Here is a 26,640-nt window from a genome sequence, read left to right as displayed (position 1 = left end):
ATGGGTTTGCGCTCAACCTTTCTGACAACAGCATTTGCTGCTTCGCTTATGGCTTCCACGTCCTTTGCGATTGATACAACGGCACGTGAAGCCTTTATGGTGGATGTTAAAACAGGTCATGTCCTGTTGGAAAAAGATGCTGATGTGTCCATGCCACCGGCTTCTATGAGTAAGCTGATGACGCTCTATCTTGTTTTTGAACGCCTAAAAGACGGTCGTTTGACACTGGATGATAAATTCACGGTTTCTGAACGCGCATGGCGCAAAGGCGGGGCAGCCTCGGGCAGTTCCACCATGTTTTTGGAACCGCGCCAAAAAGTACGTGTGGAAGACCTTATTAGAGGGATTATCATTCAATCAGGTAATGATGCCTGTATCGTTGTTGCAGAAGCGCTTGCCGGTTCTGAAAATAACTTTGCCATTGAAATGACGGAAAAAGCCGCCGAGCTGGGCATGGAGAATTCCACTTTTGCCAATGCAACGGGCTGGCCTGATCCGGGCCAACGCATGACAGCACGCGATCTTTCCATTCTGGCAAAATCCTTAATTGAAGAATATCCTGAATATTATAAATTCTTTGCCCAAAAGAACTTCAAATATAACGGTATTCGTCAAAGCAACCGCAACCCGCTTCTTTATAAGACAATGGGTGCGGATGGTTTGAAAACAGGCCATACTTCAGAAGCTGGCTATGGCTTGACCTCTTCAGCAGAGCGCAAAGGGCGTCGCCTGATCCTTGTGGTCAATGGCCTTAACAGCGTGCGTGCGCGCTCTGGTGAGTCTGAACGTTTAATGGAATGGGGCTTTCGCGAGTTTAACAACTATGCCCTTTTCCAAAAAGGTGAAGAGGTTACCCGCGCAGAATTGTGGCTTTCTGATAAGCAATCTGTTGGCTTAGTTATTGATCAGGATGTGGAAGTCACCTTGCCGCGCAAAAGCCGCCGCAAGATGAAAGTCTCTGTAAAATATGAGGGCCCAATTCCGGCACCTGTTAAACAAGGTCAGCAATTGGCAAAAGTTGTCATCAGCGCACCGGATGTAAAAGACATTGAAATTCCGCTTTATGCTGCTGAAGATGCAGGGCGTCTTGGTTTTGTCGGGCGTTTAGGGGCAGCGTTGAAATCCATTATCTGGGGTGTAACCGGTTAATGGATAAAGGGCGTTTCATTACCCTTGAAGGCGGCGAAGGTGCAGGGAAAAGCACACAGGTTCGCCTTTTAAAAGCAGCTTTGGAAGACCATGGAATTGAGGTCGTCATGACCCGTGAGCCTGGTGGCAGCAAAGGTGCAGAAGAAATTCGCGAATTACTGGTGACGGGCGAGCCCGGTCGCTGGGATGGGATGACTGAGGCACTGTTAAATTTTGCCGCACGTCGTGACCATCTTGTTAAAACCATCTGGCCCGCGCTTGAACGTGGTGCTTGGGTGATCTCTGATCGTTATGCAGATTCAACTATTGCCTATCAGGGTTATGGTCATGGGTTAGATTTACCCGCCCTTTATAAACTGTGGGATATTGGCGTTGATGGGTTTCGCCCTGATCTGACATTTGTCTTGGACTTGCCTGTTGAAACGGGTATTGCACGTGCCTTGGGCCGTGGTGACGGTGAAGACCGTTATGAAAAAATGGCAACAGAATTCCACCATAAACTGCGCGCAGGCTTTCTTGAAATTGCTTCAAATGAGCCTGATCGCTGCTGTGTTATTGATGCATCAGGCAGCATTGAGGAAATTCAGCGTGACATGCGGGCGGGTGTGAGCAAGCGCTTTGGGGTGGCATTGCCATGAGTGAAGAAGGCAAACTGACACCGAGGAATTCGGCGAATTTGCTTGGACATTTTGAAGCCGAAAAGACTCTTCTTGAAAGTTATAATTCCGGTCGTATGCATCATGCATGGCTGATTACGGGGCCACGTGGCATCGGTAAAGCCACGCTTGCCTATCGATTTGCACGTTTTTTGTTGAAACACGGTCAATCCGGTGGGGCTGATGAGGTGGATAGCTTGTTTGGCGATGCGCTGCCCACAGTTGAGCCTGATAGTTTGACTATTGATCCAGATGACCCGGTTTTTCGACGTATTTCTGCTAGTGCACATGCAGATTTGATGACCATTGAGCGTGAGTTTGATGAAAAGAAAAATCGTTTTAAAGGTGTGATCGGTGTGGATCGCGTGCGCGGGGTAGGGGCTTTTCTTGGTAAAACCTCGGCTGAAGGCGGCTGGCGCGTTGTGATTATTGATGCCGCTGACGAAATGAACCGAAATTCAGCCAATGCGGTGTTAAAAGTATTGGAAGAACCGCCTGCACAAGCTGTTTTATTATTACTAGCCCATAATCCGGGGCGATTACTGCCAACTATTCGTTCGCGCTGTCGCACCCTCACGCTGAATACATTGGATGATGACACCCTTGTAAAACTGATGGCTGATCATGCACCCGATTCGTCACCTGAAGAGGCCTTAGGCCTGTCAAAATTAGCAGAAGGCAGCTTTGGTCGGACATTATCGCTTTATGAAGAAGGTGGTCTGGACCTTTATAATGAGCTTACCAGATTGCTTTCAACCTTGCCGCAATTAGACGTGGAAGCCTTGCATAAGCTGGGGGATAAGATGTCGCGTGCAGGTGCTGATGAGGCCTTTCGCACCCTTGGTGATTTGCTGTGCTGGTGGTTAGGACGCTTGATCTCACAAGGGGCACGGGGTAAGACCTCAGGGCTTGGCTTAAACGAAAGTGATGATGCCTTGATGTTGCGCATCTCGCAAAATGCAGATGTGAACAAACTGATGGATGTTTGGTCAAAAGCAGGTTCCCTGTTTGATCAGGCCATTAGTGGCAATCTGGATCGCAAACAAGCCGTATTGAATTCTTTTCTTGCCCTTGAAGGGGCATTAAAAAGATAACCGACGAATAAACCGTTTGAATTTTATTGGAGAGACCCACCATGGGTGCGACACCTTTTTACATCACCACGCCTATCTATTATGTGAATGATAAACCACATATCGGTCATGCCTATACCTCTTTGGCCTGTGATGTAATGGCCCGTTTCAAACGTTTGGACGGTTATGATGTTAAGTTTTTAACAGGTACGGATGAGCACGGACAAAAGGTTGAAAAATCAGCCACTGCAAAAGGCGTGGACCCACAGACTTTTACCGATGGCGTGTCGCAAAATTTCCGCGATCTGGCAGAATTTATGGGGTTCACCAATAATGACTTTATCCGCACAACGGAAGAGCGTCATAAAAAAGCCTGTCAGGCCCTTTGGAACACATTGATAGAGAAGGGTGATATCTATCTTGGTGGGTATGAAGGTTGGTATGCGGTGCGCGATGAAGCCTTTTATACCGAAGATGAGCTTGAGAAAAAGCCAGATGGCACACGCATTGCCAAAGCATCCGGTGCAGAAGTTGAATGGGTGGAAGAACCAAGCTATTTCTTCAAGCTGTCAGCTTATGAAGATAAGCTTCTGGCCTATTATGAAGAAAATGCTGATTTCATTTTGCCGAAATCACGCCGCAATGAGGTGATCAGTTTTGTAAAAGGCGGTTTGCAAGACCTTTCCGTCTCCAGAACGACCTTTAAATGGGGCATTCCGGTGCCAAATGATGATGATCATATTATGTATGTATGGATGGATGCGCTGACAAACTATATGACGGCGGCTGGCTATCCAGATGTGGAGTGTGACGAATATAAAAAATACTGGCCTGCGGACGTACATATGGTGGGTAAAGATATTTTACGCTTCCATGCGGTTTACTGGCCGGCCTTTTTGATGGCGGCTGATTTACCTTTGCCAAAACGTGTGTTTGCCCATGGCTGGTGGACAAATGAAGGCGAGAAGATTTCCAAATCCTTAGGCAACGTGATTGACCCGATCGATCTGGTGAATAAATACGGGCTTGATCAGGTGCGTTATTTCATGCTGCGTGAAGTCCCCTTTGGTAATGATGGGGATTTTGCCCATTCATCCATGATTGCACGGATGAATGGCGAGCTGGCAAATGATCTGGGTAACCTGTCCCAACGTGTGTTGTCCATGGTTGTGAAAAACTGTGACGGTGCGGTGCCAACGCCGGGTGAATTTACAGCTGAAGATAAACAAATGCTGGATCAGGCCTATGGCTTGCTTGCAAATGTGCGCGAACAGATTGACGTACAATCTTTTAACGATGCCATTGAAACGATCTGGCTGGCAATCCGCGCGGCAAACGCCTATGTGGACCATCAGGCCCCATGGAAGTTGAAAAAAGAAGACCCTGATCGTATGGCAACCGTACTTTATGTATTGGCTGAAACCATCCGTAACGTGGCCTTGTTGTTGCAGCCTTTGATGCCAACAAGCATGGATAAGATGCTTAGCCTTCTTGAAATTAGCGAAAATGATCGCACATTTGCCTCATGTGGTGAAGCAGGTGCGCTTAAGGCTGGCACAGCCCTTGAAAAGCCAGAAGGGGTTTTCCCCCGCTTTATCGACCATGAAGAGTTGGAAAACTCTTATGAAGGTAAAGACGGCAAGTTCTTTATTAAACGCGGCCTGCGCCAGAACCCGAAAAATAAAGAAACCGTTTTCGAAATCATTTTTGAAGATGGCAAAACCGAAGAATTAAACTCTGAAGATTTGGCCAAAGCGGTGAAGAAGGGGACCTTGACGAAAGTCTAGGTCCGTTAAAACGTCATGTTAGTTGATACCCATTGCCATTTGGATTTTCCTGATTTTGAGGAAGATTTTGATCAAGTGCTTGCCAACGCCAAAGAGGCAGGCGTAGATACAATGGTGACAATCTGCACCTATGTGACACGTTTTGAACAAGTGCTCAACATTGCCAAAGCGCATGATCATATCTATTGCACCGTGGGTATTCATCCCCATAACGCAGCAAGTGAGCCAGAAGTCAGCGTAAAAGACTTATGCGCAATGGCAGCAGATGACAAGGTCATTGGTTTTGGTGAAACCGGGCTTGATTATTTTTATGAACATAGCCCGCGCGACATTCAACAACGCCAGTTTCGCACCCACATTCAGGCTGCTCGTGAGCTTGATCTACCCGTGATTATTCACACCCGTGAGGCTGAAGAGGATACTTTAGCCCTTATTGAAGAAGAAATGGCGCATGAGCCTTTTACAGGGTTGATCCATTGTTTTTCTGCGTCAAAAGCTTTTGCTGATCGTGTGGTGGAGCTGGGGCTTTATATTTCCATCTCCGGCATTGTGACCTTTAAAAAAGCTGATGAGTTGCGCGAGGCCATTTCAGATGTGCCGCTAGATCGTCTTTTAGTGGAGACAGACGCGCCTTATCTTTCACCCATACCAAAGCGGGGCAAACGTAACGAGCCTGCTTATACGGCCTTTACAGCGGCAAAAGTAGCCGAGGTAAAAGGGGTGAGCGAAGAAGAGTTTGCCAAAGCCTCTACCGACAACTTCTATCGTCTTTTTTCCAAGACGAAACGGGGCTGATATGAAAATAACGATCTTGGGATGCGGACCCTCAGGCGGTGTACCCGGGATTGGCCCTTATTGGGGTGCTTGTGATCCTGAAAACCCCAAAAACCGCCGTTTACGGCCATCTATCTTGGTTCAGGATGATACCCTGTCTCTACTAGTGGACACCTCTCCAGACCTCAGGCAGCAGCTTTTAAGCGTTGATTATGGGCATTTGGACGCGGTTCTCTATACACATGGTCATGCAGATCATCTTCATGGCATTGATGATTTGCGTAGTATCAACAGGCAGCAAAATGAAGCCTTGGACATCTATTTAAACCAGGAAACGCTGGATGATATCTCGCAGCGCTTTGGCTATGTGCTGGACCCCTTGGCAGAAGGCGCAGATGTTTTTTACAAGCCCGTACTTGTGCCGCATGTGGTGCAAACAGGTCAGGTGTTTTCTGTAAATGAAACAGAAGTGATGCCCATTGTGCAGGATCATGGATATTGTGAGACCATTGGTTTTCGCATTGGTGATTTTGCATATTCCACAGACGTCGTAAATATGCCTGAGGAGAGCTTTGAGCTTTTAAAAGGGATCAAGGTCTGGGTGATTGGAACGCTTATTGATACGCCACACACGACCCACGCAGATGTGGATAAGGCACTGAGGTGGATTGAACGTATTGCGCCACAGCGTGCGTTTTTGACGCATTTAGGCAGTGGTTTGGACTATAACGCGCTCACAGCGAAATTACCTGATCATGTACGCCCATGTTATGACGGGCTGGAAATTACGCTCTAGAATCAAATTTGTGACTCTGATTTCACTAGAATCAATTAAGTGATTCTATTTAGGCTCCTTGGTGAAGAAGGGGCCTTTTTTGTTGTTTTTCATTTTCAGCAAGCGCTCAAATAAATGAATCAATTTACCTAAGTATTCTGTGTTCACTCTAAGAAAAGCGACGTAGCATTTGAGCTATAGGCATGGGCTCAGAGCTCCGTGTTTTAAGTCCGCAGAATCGCAAGGGTAGAAAACTTAAACCATTTTTTACGCTCAAAAACACAAAGAATTCCCATAACAATGAAACACTTTAAGAATGCCTGATATGACGACTAATACCAACTAAGCCATTGATTAATATTATGTATTTAAATGATGCATAATATATATTATGCGACAAAAGATATGGTGGGAAAGATGAGGTTTCAGGTTGCTCTAGGTTTCGCCCTCTTTGTGAATTTACTTTAACTTTGCCCTTCGCCTCGCAGTTGAGGTGCAAATAAAGTCATTGAAAAATGCTTAAGCTTATTTTGTCTTAGGCAAAGGTTGCTGGGTTTGTGCCTGTGAATTTTCCATTTCAGGCTTTCTTGAGAGGAAATTCTCAGGCATGGTGCGCATCAATAATTTTTCAGTTTTGAACCTGTGGAGCCTTAAACGTGACGAAATTTGATAGTGGTTCTTTTGACAGTGAAATCTCTCGCCTTTTGGTGATCATGGCGAAATTACGTGATCCTGAAAATGGCTGCCCTTGGGATATTGAACAGACTTTTGCAACAATTGCGCCTCATACGATTGAGGAAGCTTATGAGGTTGCTGATGCGATTGAACATGCTGATTGGCCTCACCTTCAAGAAGAACTTGGTGATCTTTTGTTGCAAGTCGTCTTTCATGCACAAATGGCAAAAGATGAAAATCTATTTGAATTCAATGATGTAGCTAAATCTATTGCGGATAAGATGCTTAGTCGCCATCCACATGTTTTTGGGGATGAGTTGATCGAAACAGCCGATCAGCAAACAGTTCATTGGGAAAAGCTAAAAGAGCAGGAACGCAAGGAAAAGGCGGCCCAAAAAGGTGATAGTCCCCCTTCTGCACTGGACGGTGTTTCAACGGGTTTGCCCTCTATGACACGTGCGATGAAACTTCAAAAACGTGCTGTTCGTGTTGGTTTTGATTGGCCGGATGTAAATGGTGTTTTGGATAAGATTAGAGAGGAATTAGCCGAGGTCGAAGAAGAGGTTCGCGAGGTTAATTTATCTCAGGATCGCATTAAGGATGAGATTGGTGATCTGCTCTTTACCGTGGTGAATTTAGCTCGCTGGGCAGATGTTGATCCAGACAGTGCTTTGCGCTCTTGTAATGCAAAGTTTGAGCGGCGCTTTAAGGCGATGGAAACAGGTGTTTGCTCTACGGGAAAAGAGATGCCACAAGCGACGCTTGAGGAGATGGAAAGCTTCTGGCAGGCGGCTAAAAAAGATGAGAAATGAATTTAACTTTAACTTTTAAATTATTGATTAATGTAAATAAATTTAAGTTGTTAAAGTGAATTTGAGGCCCCCGCTTTCGCGGGGGAACTATTTCGTTCAGGCTCGGAGTTAATCGCGCAAAAGCTTGATTAAAGAAGACGTATCCCAGCGCCCTCCCCCCATGCGTTGAACCTCTTTATAATATTGATCAATGAGCCCTGTGACAGGTAAATCCGACCCGTTTTTACGTGCTTCATCAAGGGCAAACCCGAGGTCTTTTCTGACCCAATCCACGGCAAATCCGAAGTCGAATTTATCATCCACCATGGTGTGACCGCGGTTAGAAAGTTGCCATGATCCGGCAGCGCCTTTTGAAATCACATCAACAACTTTTTTGGCATCTAGTCCGGCATTTTCTGCAAAGGCCAATCCTTCTGAGATTGCCTGCACAGCACCGACAAATGTGATCTGGTTGACCATCTTGGTCAATTGGCCTGCCCCAACATCCCCCATGAGGGTCACAGCTTGGGCATAACATTGTTGAACGGGTTCTGTTTTTGCAAAGTCTTCTTGTGTGCCACCACACATGATGGTGAGGATGCCGTTTTCAGCCCCTGCTTGCCCACCTGATACAGGCGCATCCATGAAGGATAGTCCCATCTCAAGGGCTGTGGCGCTGAGCTCGCGGGCTACTTCAGCAGAGGTTGTGGTATGATCGACAAAGATAGAACCCTTTGTCATAGAGCTAAAAGCGCCATTATCACCCGTACAGACGTCTCTTAGGTCGTTATCGTTACCAACGCAGGCAAAAACGATTTGTGCGCCCTCAGCGGCCTCTTTTGGCGTTTTTGCAAATGAGCCACCAAATTCCCTTGCCCATTTTTCAGCTTTTGCCGTGGTGCGATTGTAAACGGTGACGTCATGTCCGCCTTTTTGCAGGTGACCTGCCATGGGGTATCCCATAACGCCAAGACCAAGAAATGCGACTTTCATCTGGATAAACCTTCCTGTCATTTTTAAATTTGAAGGAAGTATAATCTAAAGATCATCAGACGCAATGCGCGATACTGGGTAGTCAGGCTTATTCGAAGTTGCTGATAACGTCGATAAAAGTGGCGCCGTAGCGCTCAAGCTTGGTTTGCCCAACCCCTGAAAGGTCAAGGAAGCTATCGCTGTTTAGCGGGCGCTTTTTTGCCATTTCAATCAGGGTTGCATCAGCAAAAATCACATAAGGCGGCACGCCTTGTTCTTCTGCAAGGCTGCGACGGGTGGTGCGCAAGGCTTCAAATAGGGCTTTGTCGTCTTCGCGCTCCAGCACGATTGAGGATTTTGCAGCACGTTTTGCTTTAGAAGCTCCGCGCCCATCCGGGTCTTTGCGCATCAAAACGGTTTGCTCCCCACGCAAAACGCCGCGCACCTCGCTGCCCAGTTTCAAGCCGCCATAGCCTTCGATATCCATACGCACAAGGCCCAAGGCCACAAGTTGGCGAATGATGGAGCGCCATGTATCGCGCTTAAGCTCTTTACCGATGCCATAGGTGCTGATTTGATCATGGCGAAAACGTGTGATCTTGTCATTTTCTTCGCCAAGCAAGACATCAATGACATGGCCTGCACCAAAAGTTTCACCCGTGCGATAAATGCAGGAAAGGACTTTTTGGGCCGGCACTGTGCCATCAAATGTTTCCACTGGATTAAGGCAGGTATCGCAATTGCCACAAGGTTCAGCCATGGTCTCGCCGAAATATTCCAAAAGGACTTGGCGGCGACAGCGATGGGTTTCGCAATAAGATAGCAAGGCATCAAGTTTTTGACGCTCGATATGTTTTTGACGCTCTGGCAGCCCGGAACTTTCGGTAAACTGGCGCAACTTGGTCACATCTTGCAGGCCATAGGCCATCCAGACTTGGGAGGGTAAACCATCACGCCCGGCGCGCCCGGTTTCCTGATAATAGGCTTCAAGGCTTTTAGGCGCATCCATATGGGCGACAAAACGTACATCGGGTTTATCAATCCCCATGCCAAAGGCAACGGTTGCCACCATGACCATACCTTCTTCACGCACAAACTTATCTTGGTTGAGGCTGCGGATGTTTTTATCCATTCCGGCATGATAAGACAGTGCATCATAGCCTTGGTCGCGCAACCAGCTTGCCGTGTCATCGACTTTTTTACGGCTCATGCAGTAAATGATGCCGCTGTCTTTTTCGTCATACTCTTTGAGGAATTTTAACAGCTGTGTTTTGGCATTTTTTTTCGGTACGATATTGTAACGAATGTTCGGGCGATCAAATCCGGTGATGAAAACTTCACCATTGCCCAAATTCAACCGTTCAATAATATCGTTTCGGGTTGGGCCATCGGCTGTTGCGGTCAAGGCAATGCGCGGCACATGAGGGAAATGATCATGTAGCGTGACCAGCTGGCGATATTCCGGCCTGAAATCATGGCCCCATTGGGAAACGCAATGGGCTTCATCAATGGCAAAGAGCGAAATATTACAATGGCTGAGCAGATTAAAGAAACGATCTGTCTGCAAACGTTCCGGTGCCACATAGACAAGATCAAGCTCACCTGCGCGCATGGCACGTTCAATTTCTTGGGCTTGATCCAGTGGCACAGTTGAATTTAAGGTCGCTGCCTTCACCCCAACTTGGCACAGACTTGTGACCTGATCCTGCATCAAGGCAATCAGGGGGGAAATAACAATGGCGCAGCCGTTGCGACATACAGCAGGGATTTGATAACAGAGTGATTTCCCGCCGCCTGTAGGCATAAGGACAAGTGAGTCACCGCCTTCAATCGTGCGCTCAATGACTTCTTGTTGAACACCGCGAAAGGCATCAAAGCCAAAAACCTGTTTAAGAACATCTTGGGGGGATTTAGACATGATAGCTGTCTGAACCCGGGTTTAAATAACGTCGTGCTTCTTCCCAGACTTCTTCATTTGGGGTGAGCAACAGGCAGTCTTCTTTATATATTTTCGGCTCATAGGGGCTTTGGGAACCGATCATTTTATCAAAACCGCCCGCCTCGCGATGGAGCAACACACCGGGCGCATGGTCCCAGGCATGAAGGCGGCGATATTGCGCGCAGTGAAATTCACCAGCGGCTAATGAAATATAATCATGGGCAACCGCACCATAACGAATAGCCATGCGCGGGAGCGGTCCATGGTCTTCTGTTGCGCGTTCTTTTAGCCATTTTTGATGGTTTTCATTTAAGGAAACCGTCATATTTTCAAGGGATGTGAATTTATGTACGCATAGGGGCTTGCCTGCCAAAGTCGCGCCTGAGCCCAGTTCGGCAATGGCGGTGCGTTTGCGTGCAGGGTCATGAATCCAGCTTGCCAAAATTTCCCCACGCTTAACAAGTGCGACCATAGAGCCAAAAACACTATCGCCCTTGGCAAAATTGCGCGTGCCATCCACAGGATCGATAATCCAGATGGGATCATCACTGTTTAATGTGTTGAGAACTGACGGGTCTTTAGAGACGGCTTCTTCACCAACAACTTGTGAGCCGGGTAAAATATCTTTTAAGCGGGCGGTTAGTTTTATTTCGGCTTCGATATCAGCTTTGGTGACCAGATCACCGGGAGATTTTTCCATAATGTCGCCCTCAGCCAGCTTTTGCCAGCGCGGCATAATCTCTTCTTGCGCCACGTCGCAGATGATTTTGGTGATATGGTCAATCTCAAATTTCATGAGCCTCTTTTAGCAAGTCGGGCTATGAGAGTCATGGGGAAAGTGGAAAATAATGCCTGACAGTTCTGTGAATAGACGTATGCTGTTAATTGATAACTTAAAAAGAAGAGATGGATAGGATCATGCGAGATTACACGCGCTTAGATAATTTTTTAAATGAACGACTAAAGGATATTTATCCAGAACCCTTTGGCGAGCCTGCCATCTCAATCATGACCCAAACGGTTCCAAAGCTTATGCAGGATTATAATATTCCAAGTGGTGCAAAAATCTTGGATGTGGGGTGTGGTCATGGGTTTGCTCTAAACCTATTTAAAGAAGCTGGGCTAAACCCAGTCGGGATCGGCTTTGGCGAAGAAGCAGAGAAATGTCGTCAAAATGGTTTTGAGATTATTGAAACCGATATGTCTTTTACAGATGTGCCTGATGAAAGTTTCGATGTGATCTGGTGTCGCCATGTATTGGAACATAGCCTTTTTCCTTTTTTCACCTTAAGTGAGATGCATCGGCTTTTAAAAGTAGGTGGGGTTTTCTATATGGAGGTCCCTGCCCCGGAAACGGCATGTGCCCATGAGACCAACCAAAATCATTATAGTGTCTTAACTAAAAACGGGTGGCTCAGCCTGTTACATCGCACAGGTTTTGTTGATGTGAAAATGTATGACATCAATTTTTCAGTTCCCGCAGGCGATGATACCTATCACGCTTATTCAACAATTCGCCCGGCGTAATTCTAAGGCCTATAAATGTCGCGATCGCGTTTATAGGCCGTTTCCAGCAAGTCCATAATGCGTTTGGCCTCGGGGTTATATTCGGCCTGTTGTTTCATGGCTTTGGTAATGAAGGTGGCAAAGGTGACAGCCTCGGCCTTGCCCTTAAGGTCAAAGTCTTTGGCCATTTCTTCCAAATCTTCATGGATGAGGCGCTTTGCCATGACGTTGAGCTGCTTTTTCACCAGTTGGTGTTTTGAGCGCCAGCGTGCCTGAGCTTGTTTTGTCGCCATGTGTCTTGCCCTCTTCTTGTCATGATGGACCTGTTTTGACAGGAGAAGTATATTTAGGTCGGAGACCAACCAGAAGGACTTTTCTCTTCAATTTCTTCTTCGGGCTCAAAAAACTGTGGGTATTTTTGTTTAAAGCGCGAGGCGTTCATGTCGTTCATTTTTACAGAAATGCTGAAATCTTCTTCACCCTCAATACGGTCGGTGACTTCACCATGTTCATAAAGCCAGCTCAAAAGCTGTCCGTCACTATAAGGAACTTTGAGTTCGAAGGTTTGAAAACGTGAACTCAGTAGTGTGTTGATATCTTCAAGAAGCTGTTCACACCCCTGCCCTGTGATGGCAGAGACGGTGCTGACGCGACCGTTAGAGCGCGTTACACGGTTTTCAAGTATGCTGAGCGTTTCATCATCGATCAGGTCTGCCTTGTTGTAGACCTCAATCAGGCATTCTTCGAGTTTTTCTTCCACACCCAATGTTTTAAGAACGTCCAGTACATCTAATCGCTGGGCTTCCGTATCAGGGTGGGAGGCATCGCGCACATGCAAGATCACATCGGCTTCATGGACCTCTTCCAAGGTGGCATGAAAAGCTGCAACCAGCTCGTGGGGAAGTTGGGAGATAAAGCCAACCGTATCAGACATAATCACATCGCGACCCGAGGGCAGCTCAATAGAGCGCATGGTCGGATCAAGCGTTGCAAAAAGTAAATCTTCAGCAAAGACTGTTGCTTGGGTCAAGCGGTTAAACAGGGTGGATTTTCCCGCGTTTGTATAACCAACCAAGGCGACAATAGGATAAGGCGTGTTGCGTCTTGCCTTGCGGTGGAGCTCACGTGTGCGTTTTACATCTTGTAAGTCTTTTTTAAGACGCACGATGCGTTCATCAATGAGACGGCGATCAAGCTCGATCTGTGACTCACCGGGACCACCGATAAAACCAAGGCCACCGCGTTGGCGCTCTAGGTGGGTCCATGAACGTACCAAGCGGGAGCGTTGATAGGTCAGGGCCGCAAGTTCAACCTGAAGGGAGCCCTCAGAGGTGCGCGCGCGTTCACCAAAAATTTCAAGAATAAGGCCTGTGCGGTCAATGACCTTACAGTTCCATTCTTTTTCAAGGTTGCGTTGTTGGATGGGGGTTAGTGCCGCATCCACAATGGCAAGATCAATGGTGTTTTCAGGCCATTCGTGTTTTTCAAGGCCTGCGCGCCCAATGGTGGTGGCAATTAATTCAACAACCCCTTTACCAAACAAGGTTGCTGGTTTGGGTTTGGAGACATTAACCACTTCACTATGGACCACATCCACATGAATAGCTTGGGCAAGCCCGACACATTCTTCCAGACGGGCTTGAGGCGAGCGCAAATTTCCGCGCTCGCTTTTAAGATGCGGGTGAACGACCAGACAAGGTGTACGGTCGTTATTTTCGCTCCAGCCCATTTTGGGTTGGTCTTTGGGCGGGAGGTTACTGTTTGACACTCTTATTCTTCGTCTTCGCCAGACGGATCAAACAGTTGCACAGGTGAAGAAGGCATGATTGTTGAAATTGCATGCTTATACACCAGTTGTGTGTGGCCGTCTCTGCGAAGCAAAACAGAGAAGTTATCGAACCAAGTTACGATCCCTTGTAGTTTCACACCGTTTACCAAGAAGATGGTGACGGAATTTTTTTGTTTACGAATGTGGTTTAGAAATACGTCTTGCACATTCTGGGACTTTTCAGCAGCCATGGGTCTATATCCCCTAATTTATCTTTATTGTTGGCATTTATGGTTTAGTTTTTTACAGAGTTCTCTTCGGCTTGATCAGTCTCCCAAACGTCTCAAATTAAAGAGCCGCAGCTAACTCCATGCACTTATTGAAATACCAAGAAGGAGGGAACTCGTCAAACTCTCCATTTGTAGGAGGTGTGTCGCGAACCAATACTCCTATGCATCCAGAGTTGTGCGCACACTCCAAATCTACGTCCGTATCGCCCACGAACCAAACCTCTGAACCCCTAGGGATTCCGCTACCTTCAAGGGCAAGGTCTACGGGTGCGGGGTTGGGCTTATCCAGTTGAGCATCCCCTGCCCCCAGTATCTTATTGAAATATTTACTCCATCCCAGATGGTTCGCCTCTTCACGCAGGTACTTTCCGGTCTTATTTGAGACCACAGCTAGGTAATATCCCTTGGTATGTAAGGCTTTCAGCATGTTTTCGGCCCCCTCATGGGGGGCAAGCTGTGAAATATGCGATTCTTCGAATCGGGCATAAAAGATTTTAGCCGCTTCTTCCCAGCGATCGCCAAATAAAACAGGGAAACTATCACGCATGGATTTGCGAACCCTCTCAAGGGTTTCTTCAAAGGTCCAAGGTTCATGGCCCATGGCGACGAGGGTATGATTATTGGCATCATGAATGGCAGGCCATGTATTGACCAACGTGTTGTCCCAATCAAAAAGGATGGCCTTGGGTTTTGCTTGATTTTGCATTTTCTTATCCTTCAAGGAAGTCGGCGTAGAGTTGGGCAATCTCGCTAGATATCAGCCCAACCTCACCATTACCCACGGTTTGGTCATTAATTTGCGTAACAGGCTTAAGGCACGCACTCGCACTGGTGACAAAGGCTTCTTTGGCGTTAAGGGCTTCTTCAATGGTGAAAGCCTCTTCACTAATCTCCATGCCTTTGTTTTTGGCAAGGCGGATAATGCATTGGCGCGTGATGCCGTTTAAAATGTCATGGTCGGCTTTGCGGGTTTTTAGTTTGCCCTCTTTGGTCACGATCCATGCATTGTTGGACGTACCTTCTGTAACAAAGCCTTCTTGATCAACCATCCATGCATCATCAAAACCGTCATCCAATGCAATTTGTTTAGAAAAAGCAGCGGCCAGTAATTGAGTCGTTTTGATATCGCAACGCCCCCAGCGGATATCCTCTACACTTTTGACTTTAATCGCTTTTAAGGCTTTTTTCGGGTCAAAGACAGGCATGCGCCGCGCCGTCATCACCACTGTGGGGCGATAGGTTTTGGGAAAAGGAAAGTCACGTGTTGAAGACCCGCGCGTGACTTGAATATAGACCAGCCCCGTTTTTAAACGGTTCTTTCGCACCATTTCTTGAATGATGAGTTTCATGGCAGCGCGCGACATGGGCATTTCCATACCAATCTCGCCTAAGGAGCGTTCCATACGGTCTAGATGCGGGTCTTGATCAATCAGGCGGCCTTTATGGAGGTAAACAACCTCATAGATACTATCGCCAAACTGAAAGCCGCGATCTTCAATATGGACGGAGGCCTCTTCATGATGAATGTAAGAGCCATTAACATAGGCATAGCGTGACATGGTCTAGAAAAACTCCAACCGGACGGAGAACATTTTTTCAACTTTACGAACAGAGTCTGAGGCTGCAAACAGCACGATCCTGTCTTTGGGTCGAACGATGGTGCCACCGCGTGGGCTGATCACCTGACCATCGCGCACAATTGCCCCCAGCAGAACACCTGCGGGCATTTTAACATCACGCAACGGTTCCCCCACCAGTGGAGAGGTTTCTAAAGCTTCGGCTTCAATCAACTCACCAAAGCCTTCACGCAAGGAGTGAACGGAGTGAATACGACCACGACGTACCTGTTGTAGAATTTGTGAAACCGTGATGTTGCGCGGGTTGACCACCACATCAATGCCAAGGTTATTGAGCAGCGGCTCATACAAGGCCTTGTTAATGAGCGTTACAGCACGTTGAGAGCCCATACGCTTGGCCAGTAAGGCGCCAAGGATGTTTGTCTCGTCATCATCGGTGACTGATACGATCGTTTCTGCTGATGTTACGTTTGCTTCCATTAGCAATTCTTGATCACGAACATCCCCGCAAAGCACGGTTGTTTTGGTCAGTTGGGAGGCAATATGGCGGGCACGTGTTTCATCTTTTTCAATGATTTTGGCATTTACCCAAGGGTATTCCCGCTCTAACTGTTGGGCGAGGAATAAGCCGATGTTCCCGCCACCAAAGATCAATAAGCGGCGTGCTTCTGTTTCATCATGGCCAAAGGCGGTGAGCGCGCGGCCCATATGTTCTTCATCCACCACAAAGAAGGCTTCATCACCGGGCAGGAATTGATCATCCGCACTTGGGATGAGGGATTTACCGTCACGCACCATACCGACCACAACGATGTTGAGATCAGGAAAGAGCTGGGCCAGTTGGCGAAGCGGGGTGTGAACCAAGGGACAATCTTCTTCACAACGCACGCCCACAAGGCGAACCTTGCCCCCACACAGCGGGATCATATCAGTTGCACCGGGTACCGTCAGGCGGCGCATAACGGCGCGTGCAACCTCAATCTCCGGTGAGATGATCACATCGATGGGCAGGTTTTCACGGGTGTAGAGATTTTGCCATTCCGGTGCGAGATAGCTTTGCGAGCGGATCCGGGCAATTTTTGTCGGCACATTAAAGAGCGAATGGGCCACTTGAGCAGCAACCATGTTAATCTCATCGGTATAAGTTACTGCGATTAACATATCGGCATCTTCTGCCCCGGCTTCTTTAAGCACATCAGGGTGGCTGGCATGGCCTGCAACACCACGACAATCAAGTGTATCGGTGAGTTTGCCGATCAAGGTCGGAGATTGGTCCACAACGGTTACATCGTTGTCTTCCATCGCCAGATAGTGGGCAATGTTGGAGCCAACTTGCCCTGCCCCACAAATAATGACCTTCATGTGTCTGTAATTCCTTTTAAGCTTTTGCTTTTTCTTCTGTCGTGAGGCTCAGGGATTTGAGCTTACGATGAAGGGCTGAACGTTCCATACCGACAAAACTAGCCGTTTTTGAGATATTGCCACCAAATCGATTAATCTGGGTGCTGAGATATTCACGCTCGAAAATCTCACGGGCATCGCGCAATGGCAGACCCATGATTTCACTGGCTTGATCCCATTTCAAGGATTCAGAATCCTGTGTGGTGACTTCGCGAGGTAACATTTCTGCACTAATGGGCTGGCTTGCATCCCCCGGTGCCATAATCAATACCCGCTCAACAACATTTCGCAGTTCACGCACATTACCGGGCCAGTCATAGGCTTGCATAGCAGCCAGCGCATCATCATTAAAGGTTCGCGGTGCATGACCAAGAGCTTCGGCTGTTTTTGTCATGAAATATTGCGCCAGTTGGGCAATATCTTCACGGTGTTCATTTAAGGCGGGGATATCAATGGGGACAACACTTAGACGGTAAAATAAATCTTCGCGAAAGCGCCCTTCTGCCATTTCAAGGCTTAAGTCTTTTGAACTGGCTGCCACAACGCGCACGTCAACTTCGACCGGAACATTACCTCCAACACGTTGAAAGCGTTGTTCTTGCAAGACGCGAACGATTTTTCCTTGGGTGTCTTGGGGCATATCGCTGACTTCATCGAGCAATAAGGTGCCGTTATGGGCTTGTTCAAAAAAGCCGACTTTACCGGGCTTGCCATCAGCTTCAATGCCAAAGAGCTCGCTCTCCACAACGTCTGCTTCCATGGTTGCGCAATTTAACACAACAAAGGGGCCCTTGGCGCGTTTAGACTGAAGGTGCATGTGACGTGCTGCAACTTCTTTACCGCTACCCGCAGGCCCATTAATCAGCACACGACTATTAGATGTCGCAACTTTTTCAACAGCTTGGCGCAATTGGTTAAGGCGTGATGAGGTGCCAACCAGTTGACTTTCTACTGCACCGCGTGATCTCAGCTCGGCATTTTCACGGCGCAGATCTGCTGTTTCTAAAGCACGCTCAACAGACATTAAAAGGCGGTCTGTTTTGAACGGCTTTTCAATAAAATCATAAGCGCCATCGTGGAGCGCTTTGACAGCAGTTTCAATCGTGCCGTGACCACTCATCATCACAACGGGCAGATCGGGATGGTCTTTTTTTAACGCCTTTAAGATGCCTAGCCCATCAAGGCGGCTGCCTTGAAGCCAGATATCGAGCAAAACAAGACTGGGGCGTCGTGTTTTTACGCTTTCAAGGGCTTGGATATCACCACCGGCTTCGCGGGTTTCATAGCCTTCATCTTCAAGAATGCCTGCAGTGAGCATTCTGATATCGGCTTCATCATCGACAATTAAGATATCATGCGCCATCTGTCACCAGCCTTACTGTCATTTTCATAGGATCTTCTTCTTTATTATCTTCTTGGGCGGGTTGCCCATATTCTTCTAGTTCTGGGAAGCGAAGCTCGACAATAGCACCGCCACCTTCTCGGTCTTTCAAGGCCAGTTGGCCTTGGTGTTCTTCCATAATCTTTTTCACAATGGCAAGGCCAAGGCCTGTGCCTTTCGTGCGCGTTGTTACATAAGGGTCAGTTAGGCGTTCACGCTCATCTTGGGGGAAGCCAACGCCATTATCTGCAATCGTAATAACAATCTCGCCTTCTGCTTCAAACAGCTTGAGAGACACCGTGCCAATGGGGCTTTCCATACCTTCAGGGATTGGGCTTTCCCCATCCAAATTGAACTTTGTAAAAATACCTTCTGCGGCATTTTTAACCAGATTGGTCAATAGGCGGGAAACCTGTTGGCGATCACATAATAAGGCGATATCCGTATCTGGCAGGTCTAACTCATAGTTAATGGCTTCGGTGCGGTTCTTTTCCAAGAAGATGGTTTCACCGCACAGCTCATTAATGCTGATCATTTTTAAGACGGGACGCGGCATTCTGGCAAAGGAAGAAAACTCATCCACCATATTGCGCATATCATCGACTTGGCGAATGATGGTCTCTGTACACATTGAAAATGTTTCTGGGTCATTTTTAATGTCTTTAAGATATTTCCGCTTCAAACGCTCTGCTGAGAGCTGAATAGGTGTGAGCGGGTTTTTAATCTCATGGGCAATGCGTCTTGCCACATTGGCCCAAGCTGCACGGCGCTGGGCACTTTGCAGTTCGGTAATATCATCAAAGGTCAGTACATAACCAATCAGGTCATCATCAACCCATTCTGCGGCAATATTGGCATTGATAATACGTACCTGCCCATCACGTAACAGTTTGACTTCTTCTTGGGCCGGGCGATTGGGTTTAAGAGAGGCTTGAGAAAGAAGTTCTTCCAGCTCAGGCACAATTTCGCGCAAGGGCTTGCCGATGAGATCATTAATCTCGGTCTTTAAGAACAGGCTGGCAAAACGGTTAGGCAGATGGATAAAGCCTTCAGGGTCAATCCCGATAACCCCTGCTGTAACCCCATCAAGAACAGTTTCGGTAAAACGGTGACGCTCAGCCAGTTCACGGTTGGCCTCAACAAGGCTTTCGCGCTGGGCCTCAAGCTGTTCGGTCATGCGGTTAAAGGCGCGCCCTAAAAGGCCGATTTCATCTGCACTATGTTCTTTGTCTACACGCACAGCCAAATCACCTTTACGGATACGCTCACTGGCCTCAATCAGGTCTGTAAGCGGGCGCACCATCTGGTTGGCAAACATCATCCCCAGCCATGCAGCAGCCAGTAAAAGCATCAAGGCAATGATCATGAAGATCATGATAAAGCTGATGTGAATGCCTTCACGGCGTTTTTCCAGCTCTGAATATTGTTTATAGGCGGTCTCAACCCGATTGATCGAGCCACTGATTTCAGGCGGGATAAAGCGCCCGATAAAGAGATAGGTATCAATATAGCGCTCAAGCTTTACAACGGCGCGCGCACGGTCATTTTTAGCCTCATAACTACTGACCACATCATTTTGATTGGCTTTTTCAAATGTCTCTTTTGAAATTTTATCAAAGGCAAGGCTTAGGGTTAAGGCTGTCTGGGCGATAACACGCCCCTGCCCGTCTAAGAGTGCCGCTTCAACAAGGTTTTTTTCCAAGGCCAGCCGGTTTAATTCGCGCTCAAGCGCATAACGTGAGCGTGAAAGTTGTGGGGCTTTTCTATTTAGGCTGTTGGCAAGGCCAAGGGCGTCGATTTGAATGGAGCGCACATGTTCTGCACGATACGCTTTTGCAACCGTTTTGGAGGAGCTGAGTGCAGTTGAGACCCGTTCACTAAACCACGATTGCATACCCAAATTTAAATAAAGCCCGGCAAAAATCGCCACCAGAATGGCAGGCGTCACAGCCAACAAGCTGAAGAACAAGACCAGACGTGTATGGAGTTTTGATCCCGCTGCCCCGCGTGAATGTTGGCTTTTTAAATTAACCAGACGGCGCACAATCATGGCCCCAAGAAGGAGCATGAGAATAGCATCAAGATATAGCAGATTGAGGATAAGCGCCGGGTCTGAGCCTTCAGGACCGGAACTGGTCATGGCGATGAATGTCGCAAGACCTGAAAAAATTGTCGAAACAACCAGTAAAAAAGACGCTTTTCGCGCTAGTCCCGTACGACGAAACCACGTGAGCATCTTGGTTATTTGATCAGCACTAGATTTAGGTAATGACACAGACATGTGTTCCCCAAAAAGGGTCTCCCACCACACTTGCTTATGCAAGATGATGGGAGTTTAGACATAGTTGTTGCAAAAATGCAACGCCTGTTGCGTATTTACAAAAAATTATTTTGCAGTGTTCTTGGTGATGGGGATATTAAGCTCGCGAATTTTCTTTCGAAGCGTGTTTCGATTAAGCCCCAAGACCTGAGAAGACTTGATCTGATTGCCGTTTGTAGCCTCTAAGATCATTGAAATTAAAGGTCTTTCAATTTCTTTGAGAATACGGTCATACAAACCCGGTGGCGGTAGGCTTTCGCCATGGGCATCAAAGTAAGAACGTAAATGAAATTCAACAGCCGCTGACAGGTTATCAGGGTCATTATCGCTTCCACCTGAGGCACTTTGCGCACTGATTTCTGCGAGTTCCTGTTGGATGACTTCCAGTGTGATGGTTTCTTGTGAATAAAGGGCGGCTAAGCGGCGCACGATATTTTCAAGTTCACGCACATTGCCGGGCCAGTTATGTTGTTTTAGGCGCTCAAGCGCTGGGCCTTCAATGGTTTTCCAGGGCAATCCCTCTTCAGCCACAAGGCTTAAGAAGTGATTGGCAAGTTCTGGAATGTCTTCTGTGCGTTCGCGCAATGGGGGCAAGCGAATGGGCACAACATTGAGGCGATAATATAAATCTTCGCGAAACAGTCCTTGGCGGATTAAGCTGCGCAAATCACGGTGTGTGGCTGCCACAATGCGGACATTGGCTTTAATGGGCGTGCTGCCGCCAACTGTTGTGAATTCGCCTTCTTGAAGCACACGAAGCAAACGGGTTTGGGCTTCAGAAGGCATGTCACCAATTTCATCAAGAAAGAGGGTTCCGCCTTCGGCCTGTTCAAAACGACCTGATTTACGGTTTGTGGCCCCTGTAAAAGAGCCTTTTTCATGACCGAATAATTCACTTTCGATCAGCTCTTTGGGGATGGCTGCCATATTAAGGGCGACAAAGCTTCCATTGCGGCGTTTACCATAATCATGAAGGGCGCGTGCAACGAGCTCTTTACCTGTGCCAGACTCCCCTGTGATCATCACAGAAAGATCGGTTCCCATCAGGCGGGCAAGTGTGCGGTAGATATCCTGCATGGCGGCAGAGCGCCCGATCAGGGGAAGGTCTTCTTCCATATCTTCATCGTTAACGGCGGCAGGCTTGCAGGGTTGTGGTGTTTCCAGTGCCCGTTTAATAACGGAGAGTAACTCATTGAGATCAAATGGTTTTGGCAGATATTCAAACGCACCGCGCTCGGTTGCGCGCACGGCAGTCATGAGAGTGTTTTGCGCACTCATGACAATGCAGCGCATTTCAGGACGGATTTTTTTGATGCGCGGGATGAGGTCAAGACCGTTTTCATCGGGCATAACCACATCGGTGATGACGAGATCGCCCTCGCCTTCACTTACCCAGCGCCACAATGTGGAGGCATTGCCAGTAACGCGGACCTCATAGCCAGCGCGACCAAGGGCTTGGTTAAGGACGGTGCGAATTGCAGCATCATCATCTGCAACAAGGATGGTAGCGGTCATGACTGTTTTTCCTTTTGGGCGTCAAGGGGGCCGTGAATTTTTTCTGAATACATGGGGAGCATAATGCGAAAGATGGTTTTCTTGGGCTCACTCTCACATTCAATCAAGCCGCCATGATCACCAATCATCTTGGCAACCAAGGCAAGCCCAAGGCCACTGCCTTTGGCTTTGGTGGTGACGAAGGGCTCAAAAAGCTGAGAGCGTAAATCTTCTGGAATGCCGGGGCCATTGTCTTGAATGGAAACCATCAGCGGTAAGTGAACACGGGTGTTAGAACCGGGCACAGCAAGGCGCACCCCATGTTGATAGGCTGTGGTTATGGTGATTTCGGCATTTTCTTGTTGGGCGGCCTCACAGGCATTTTTAATCAGGTTCAGGACAATTTGAATGAGAGTGTCCTTATTGCCAAAGACTGGTGGAAGCGAGGGATCATATTGTTCAAGAAAGCGTACATGCTTACCAAAGCCGTTTTGGGCCAGATGGCGAACGTGTTCAAGCACTTGGTGGATGTTGATGGCTTCGCGTTTAATGGGGCGTCCATCAGAAAAGCTTTCCATGCGATCAACGAGTGCGCAAATCCGGTCTGTCTCATCGGTGATCAGGCGGGTTAGTGCTTTATCATCTTCTGGTGCAGTGGTTTCAAGCAACTGTGCGGCCCCGCGAATGCCTGAGAGCGGGTTTTTAATCTCATGGGCAAGCATGGCGGACATGGCGGTAATGGTGCGAGCGGCTGATCTATGTTTAAGCTGGCGTGCAATTTGGTCAGCTAAGGAGCGCTTGGTCAGTGTTAAGATGATCATGCTTGGGTCTTCAATCAAGGGGGAAGCATGGGCATTGACCAATTGCTTGCCAAGACGAGGAGATTCTAGGTTTACACCATTTTCAGACACATTAGCCTGATCAAGGCGTGCTTGTTGGATAAGCGCAAGAATGGGGCTGTCACCGGGGATAAATTCATCTAATGAACGCCCTGTAAGATAAGGTGCGCTGGCTTGGAGAAGTTGCTCCCCACTTGTATTTACAAAGCGCATGACCCCGTCTTCATCCACCACAAAGACACAGGAGGAAACGGAATTGAGAATGACCTCGCCGTCAAAGGAAACCGATGAAGCGGACATGGGTTAAGCCACCTTTCTTTCGATATTTGCAGTATAAAAATCACGAATATGGGTTTTGACTTCATCAGGAGAAGCCATTTTCATAATTTCATTTCTAAAGTTTGTGGCCCCGTTAAGGCCTTTGCAGTACCAGCCGATATGTTTGCGCGCATGGCGCACGCCCACATGCTCACCGTAATGCTCCAGCATGGCTTGATAATGCTCTAGAACGATCTCGCATTGTTCAGCAAGGCTGGGGGGCTCTGTCTGTTCACCTGTTTTTAAATAATCCATGACTTGTCTTAAAAACCACGGGCGACCATATGCACCGCGCCCAACCATCACCCCGTCAACACCGGATTGTTCAATCATCTTGTCCACATCTTCCAATGTGTTGAGATCGCCATTGCCAATAACGGGAATGTTGACAGCTTGTTTGATCGGCGCGATGGCTTCCCAATTGGCGTGGCCACCATACATCTGATTGCGGGTGCGCCCATGGATGGTAATGGCGCTTAGGCCAATATCTTCAGCCATTTTGGCAAGGGTTGCGCCATTGAGGCTTTCTTCATCCCAGCCCAAGCGCATTTTAACGGTGACGGGGATATTTACGGCTGCCTTTACCGCTTGCATGATCTCGCCTGCAAGCTTTTCATTGCGCATGAGGGCGGAGCCTGCAAAGGATTTAACGATCTTTTTCACCGGGCAGCCCATATTGATATCAATGATATCGGCGCCTCTGGCTTCATTCATGATTGCGGCTTGGGCCATGATTTCGGGATCCGTGCCTGCCAATTGCACGGCAATGGGGCTTTCATCTTCGCAAGGGGTTGCCATTTTCTGTGTTTTGGTGGAAGCGCGCAGCATTTCCTGGCTGGCAATCATTTCAGATACAACAAGACCTGCGCCAAACTGTTTAACCAGTTTGCGAAATGGCATGTCGGTAACGCCTGACATGGGGGCAAGCACAACGGGGCTTTCCAGCTCAATTGTGCTAATCTTAAGTGCCTTATTTTTAATCATATTTCCTCTGTGCCCAAAGTATAGGCAGTTAGGCATGGTAAATCAATCTGAAAAATACGGATTCAGCCTAAGAAATTGAAATTTTAATCAGGAAGGAAAAAGGTGAATAAAAGTGGCGTTTAAGCCATCATCACATCAGTAACAAATTTAACACCGAGGAAGCCAAGACTTAGCAGCAGGTAAGCCACAAGCACGATGCGGGCTGCTTTGCGCCCACGAATACCGCTTTGATGATGGGCAAACAGCAAGACAGCAATTGCAATAAAAGCACCAATGGAAAAGAGCGTTTTATGATCCGCTGTTAAGAGCTGTCCATTTTCCATCATGGAAACCCCCATGCCAGACAGCAGGCCCAATGCTAAAATAACTTCTGATGCCAGCAGTAAGCGCACCAAAAGGCTCTCACTATCAATGACAGAAGGCAACATACGGCTCAGCTTGGTTGGGCGTTTTTGTTTTAGCGCGCGCTCAACAAGAAAGGCACTGAGTGCAGCAACGGCGGCAATGGTTGCCAAGGCATAGGTAAAGACGGAAATGGCAATATGGAACATGATCCAATTGCTCACAGGGCCTTCATTTTCAATGGGCTGGCCGGGAAAGGTCGACCAGATGATCGCCCAGATACCCATAGCCGCAAGATAGGGCATAAGCAAAGGCGTTAAGCGCCAGGCAAGGCGGTTTAGCGCACAGACAATGGTGAAGCTGATAACGCTTGCACATACCGTTACCCAGACTGCCAGTGAGAGGGATGTGCGCCATTCACCGGAAAGTTGGGCCAATGTCCAGCTGATGGAACCCGCCAAGGCAACAGCCATGAGAGACCAGAAGGTTCCCCCCTGCTCTTTGGGCTCCTTTAAAAAATAGAGTGCGGGCACGGCAATTGCGAGAACGGCACTTATGCTGAAAATCATTGTCTGTAACATATCAGGTGTATCTAGCCTTATGTCAGGCCTTGATGCAATAGCTATTGTTTCAAAGAGCTTCTCTCGCTATGAAAGACGGATGAAAAAGATTTATGCCATCATCGTTGCCGCCGGGCGTGGAAGACGCTTTGGTGCAGACTTACCCAAGCAATATTGTGAACTTGCAGGCAAGAGCGTGCTGTATCACACCGCACATGTTTTTTTGACCCACCCCAAGATATCAGGCGTGCGTGTGATCATTCATCCTGATGATCAAGAACTTTACGATTCGGCGATTGAGGGTTTGGAGCTTTTGCCCCCTGTATATGGTGGTGAAACACGCCAAGCCTCTGTTTGTAACGGTCTGGACAGTTTTAAAGATAATGAGGCCCATATGGTCTTGATCCATGATGCGGCGCGCCCCTTTGTTACCCACGGGGTGATTGATCGGGTCATTGATAAGGTCAGTGAGGGTCAAGGTGTTATTCCTGCCTTGCCTGTCTCAGATACGATTAAGCGTGAAGTTGATGGGCTCTGTGCAGGTACGGTTGATCGCACTGAGTTATGGCGCGCCCAAACCCCACAAGGGTTTTTGTTTGATGATATCTACCCTGCCCACCTTACCCAGCAAGGCCATGAGCTCACCGATGACGCCGCTGTTATGGAAGCTGTGGGCAAGCAGATTGTGTTTGTTTTAGGCCATGAAGATAATTTGAAGATTACAACACCGGATGATTTAGGCCGTGCACAAAGGATGATGAAGATGGATGTGGAGTTTCGTACAGGCACAGGCTTTGATGTGCATCGCTTTGATAAAGGGGATTTTGTAACCCTATGTGGTGTTGAGGTCCCCCACAGTCACGGTCTTTCAGGCCATTCAGATGCAGATGTAGCCTTACATGCTTTAACCGATGCGGTTTTAGGGGCCATTGGCGCTGGTGATATTGGTAGCCATTTCCCGCCAACAGATATGCAGTGGAAAGGCGTTTCTTCTGATCGTTTTTTACGCAAATCCTGTGATTTGGTGGCAGAAAAGAACGGACAAATCAGCAATCTTGACCTGACCATTATTTGTGAGCGCCCCAAAATTGGCCCGCACCGCGAAGAAATGCGCAAAAAAATTGCTGAGATTGCTAAAATTGATCTTGATCGTGTAAGCGTTAAAGGCACCACAACAGAAAAACTTGGTTTTACAGGTCGCTCTGAAGGCATTGCCGCGCAAGCTGTAGCCACTGTTAAATTAGGCTAGAAAAATATAACGTATGCGAA

General features: G+C 47.8%; 24 protein-coding genes. 9 read left to right on the top strand and 15 right to left on the bottom strand.

The window, feature by feature from the left end:
• From MTBPR1_RS02160 to mazG, 7 genes are all read left to right on the top strand, one after another.
• Positions 1 to 1,149 (top strand): D-alanyl-D-alanine carboxypeptidase family protein, encoded by a 1,149-nt coding sequence (locus MTBPR1_RS02160; protein WP_069185884.1) that lies wholly within the window; start codon positions 1 to 3, stop codon positions 1,147 to 1,149.
• Positions 1,149 to 1,787: a dTMP kinase gene (gene tmk / locus MTBPR1_RS02155; RefSeq protein WP_069185883.1), complete on the top strand. Its 639-nt coding sequence runs from the start codon at positions 1,149 to 1,151 to the stop codon at positions 1,785 to 1,787. The genes MTBPR1_RS02160 and tmk overlap by 1 nt, the downstream gene beginning before the upstream one ends.
• The gene (locus tag MTBPR1_RS02150; RefSeq protein ID WP_069185882.1) at positions 1,784 to 2,899 is read left to right on the top strand and encodes a DNA polymerase III subunit delta'; all 1,116 of its coding nucleotides are present in this window, start codon (positions 1,784 to 1,786) and stop codon (positions 2,897 to 2,899) included. The genes tmk and MTBPR1_RS02150 overlap by 4 nt, the downstream gene beginning before the upstream one ends.
• Positions 2,900 to 2,940: 41 nt before the next feature.
• A complete protein-coding gene (gene metG / locus MTBPR1_RS02145; protein WP_083222830.1) occupies positions 2,941 to 4,665 on the top strand; it encodes a methionine--tRNA ligase in 1,725 nt (574 codons plus the stop codon).
• Positions 4,666 to 4,680: 15 nt separating this feature from the next.
• Entirely contained in the window at positions 4,681 to 5,460 is a 780-nt protein-coding gene (locus MTBPR1_RS02140; RefSeq protein WP_069185881.1) for a TatD family hydrolase, read from the top strand.
• A gap of 1 nt (position 5,461) precedes the next feature.
• Positions 5,462 to 6,235 carry an MBL fold metallo-hydrolase gene (locus tag MTBPR1_RS02135; RefSeq protein WP_069185880.1) on the top strand — a complete coding sequence of 258 codons (774 nt, stop codon included), beginning with the start codon at positions 5,462 to 5,464 and terminating at the stop codon, positions 6,233 to 6,235.
• Positions 6,236 to 6,870: 635 nt separating this feature from the next.
• Positions 6,871 to 7,701 (top strand): nucleoside triphosphate pyrophosphohydrolase, encoded by an 831-nt coding sequence (mazG, locus tag MTBPR1_RS02130; protein ID WP_276204525.1) that lies wholly within the window; start codon positions 6,871 to 6,873, stop codon positions 7,699 to 7,701.
• Between the two features lie 108 nt (positions 7,702 to 7,809).
• Here the strand turns inward: mazG and MTBPR1_RS02125 are convergent, their stop codons facing one another.
• The 3 genes from MTBPR1_RS02125 to MTBPR1_RS02115 form a co-directional block, all read right to left on the bottom strand.
• Positions 7,810 to 8,694, bottom strand: coding sequence for an NAD(P)-dependent oxidoreductase (locus MTBPR1_RS02125; RefSeq protein ID WP_069185879.1), 885 nt, complete (start codon positions 8,692 to 8,694; stop codon positions 7,810 to 7,812).
• A gap of 67 nt (positions 8,695 to 8,761) precedes the next feature.
• Entirely contained in the window at positions 8,762 to 10,570 is a 1,809-nt protein-coding gene (gene recQ, locus MTBPR1_RS02120) for a DNA helicase RecQ (protein WP_069185878.1), read from the bottom strand.
• Positions 10,563 to 11,387, bottom strand: a complete 825-nt coding sequence (locus MTBPR1_RS02115; RefSeq protein ID WP_069185877.1) for an inositol monophosphatase family protein — start codon at positions 11,385 to 11,387, stop codon at positions 10,563 to 10,565. Before MTBPR1_RS02115 ends, recQ begins: the two co-directional genes overlap by 8 nt.
• A gap of 122 nt (positions 11,388 to 11,509) precedes the next feature.
• On the opposite strand from MTBPR1_RS02115, the gene MTBPR1_RS02110 reads away from it, so the two are divergent.
• Positions 11,510 to 12,118 carry a class I SAM-dependent methyltransferase gene (locus tag MTBPR1_RS02110; RefSeq protein WP_165602592.1) on the top strand — a complete coding sequence of 203 codons (609 nt, stop codon included), beginning with the start codon at positions 11,510 to 11,512 and terminating at the stop codon, positions 12,116 to 12,118.
• A 2-nt stretch (positions 12,119 to 12,120) separates the two neighbouring features.
• Here MTBPR1_RS02110 and MTBPR1_RS02105 read toward each other — a convergent pair whose 3' ends face one another.
• The 12 genes from MTBPR1_RS02105 to MTBPR1_RS02050 all read right to left on the bottom strand — a co-directional run bounded on the left by MTBPR1_RS02105 (position 12,121) and on the right by MTBPR1_RS02050 (position 25,392).
• The gene (locus MTBPR1_RS02105) at positions 12,121 to 12,390 is read right to left on the bottom strand and encodes a hypothetical protein (protein ID WP_069185875.1); all 270 of its coding nucleotides are present in this window, start codon (positions 12,388 to 12,390) and stop codon (positions 12,121 to 12,123) included.
• 53 nt (positions 12,391 to 12,443) lie between these two features.
• A complete protein-coding gene (gene hflX, locus MTBPR1_RS02100; protein WP_069186077.1) occupies positions 12,444 to 13,826 on the bottom strand; it encodes a GTPase HflX in 1,383 nt (460 codons plus the stop codon).
• A gap of 41 nt (positions 13,827 to 13,867) precedes the next feature.
• Positions 13,868 to 14,116 (bottom strand): RNA chaperone Hfq, encoded by a 249-nt coding sequence (hfq, locus tag MTBPR1_RS02095; RefSeq protein WP_069185874.1) that lies wholly within the window; start codon positions 14,114 to 14,116, stop codon positions 13,868 to 13,870.
• A gap of 97 nt (positions 14,117 to 14,213) precedes the next feature.
• A complete protein-coding gene (locus MTBPR1_RS02090) occupies positions 14,214 to 14,861 on the bottom strand; it encodes an HAD family hydrolase (RefSeq protein ID WP_069185873.1) in 648 nt (215 codons plus the stop codon).
• A gap of 4 nt (positions 14,862 to 14,865) precedes the next feature.
• Positions 14,866 to 15,714 (bottom strand): D-amino-acid transaminase, encoded by an 849-nt coding sequence (locus MTBPR1_RS02085; RefSeq protein ID WP_069185872.1) that lies wholly within the window; start codon positions 15,712 to 15,714, stop codon positions 14,866 to 14,868.
• Positions 15,715 to 15,717: 3 nt separating this feature from the next.
• Positions 15,718 to 17,094, bottom strand: a complete 1,377-nt coding sequence (gene trkA / locus MTBPR1_RS02080) for a Trk system potassium transporter TrkA (RefSeq protein ID WP_069185871.1) — start codon at positions 17,092 to 17,094, stop codon at positions 15,718 to 15,720.
• Between the two features lie 16 nt (positions 17,095 to 17,110).
• Entirely contained in the window at positions 17,111 to 18,496 is a 1,386-nt protein-coding gene (ntrX, locus tag MTBPR1_RS02075; RefSeq protein WP_069185870.1) for a nitrogen assimilation response regulator NtrX, read from the bottom strand.
• On the bottom strand, positions 18,486 to 20,795 hold the full coding sequence (locus tag MTBPR1_RS02070; protein WP_069185869.1) for a sensor histidine kinase NtrY-like: 2,310 nt from the start codon (positions 20,793 to 20,795) through the stop codon (positions 18,486 to 18,488). The genes ntrX and MTBPR1_RS02070 overlap by 11 nt, the downstream gene beginning before the upstream one ends.
• A 105-nt stretch (positions 20,796 to 20,900) precedes the next feature.
• Positions 20,901 to 22,349, bottom strand: a complete 1,449-nt coding sequence (gene ntrC / locus MTBPR1_RS02065) for a nitrogen regulation protein NR(I) (RefSeq protein ID WP_069185868.1) — start codon at positions 22,347 to 22,349, stop codon at positions 20,901 to 20,903.
• Complete coding sequence (locus tag MTBPR1_RS02060) at positions 22,346 to 23,467, bottom strand: two-component system sensor histidine kinase NtrB (RefSeq protein WP_069185867.1); 1,122 nt, start codon at positions 23,465 to 23,467, stop codon at positions 22,346 to 22,348. Before MTBPR1_RS02060 ends, ntrC begins: the two co-directional genes overlap by 4 nt.
• Positions 23,468 to 23,470: 3 nt before the next feature.
• Entirely contained in the window at positions 23,471 to 24,469 is a 999-nt protein-coding gene (gene dusB, locus MTBPR1_RS02055) for a tRNA dihydrouridine synthase DusB (protein ID WP_069185866.1), read from the bottom strand.
• Positions 24,470 to 24,588: 119 nt separating this feature from the next.
• Positions 24,589 to 25,392: a cytochrome C assembly family protein gene (locus MTBPR1_RS02050; RefSeq protein ID WP_069185865.1), complete on the bottom strand. Its 804-nt coding sequence runs from the start codon at positions 25,390 to 25,392 to the stop codon at positions 24,589 to 24,591.
• 79 nt (positions 25,393 to 25,471) lie between these two features.
• Between MTBPR1_RS02050 and MTBPR1_RS02045 the strand changes: the two genes are divergently transcribed.
• Positions 25,472 to 26,620, top strand: coding sequence for a bifunctional 2-C-methyl-D-erythritol 4-phosphate cytidylyltransferase/2-C-methyl-D-erythritol 2,4-cyclodiphosphate synthase (locus tag MTBPR1_RS02045; RefSeq protein ID WP_069186076.1), 1,149 nt, complete (start codon positions 25,472 to 25,474; stop codon positions 26,618 to 26,620).
• Positions 26,621 to 26,640 lie beyond the last annotated feature (20 nt).

The organism is Candidatus Terasakiella magnetica, from assembly GCF_900093605.1.
Lineage (GTDB): Bacteria > Pseudomonadota > Alphaproteobacteria > Rhodospirillales > Terasakiellaceae > Terasakiella > Terasakiella magnetica.
This window is presented reverse-complemented; position numbering and strand designations above follow the sequence as displayed.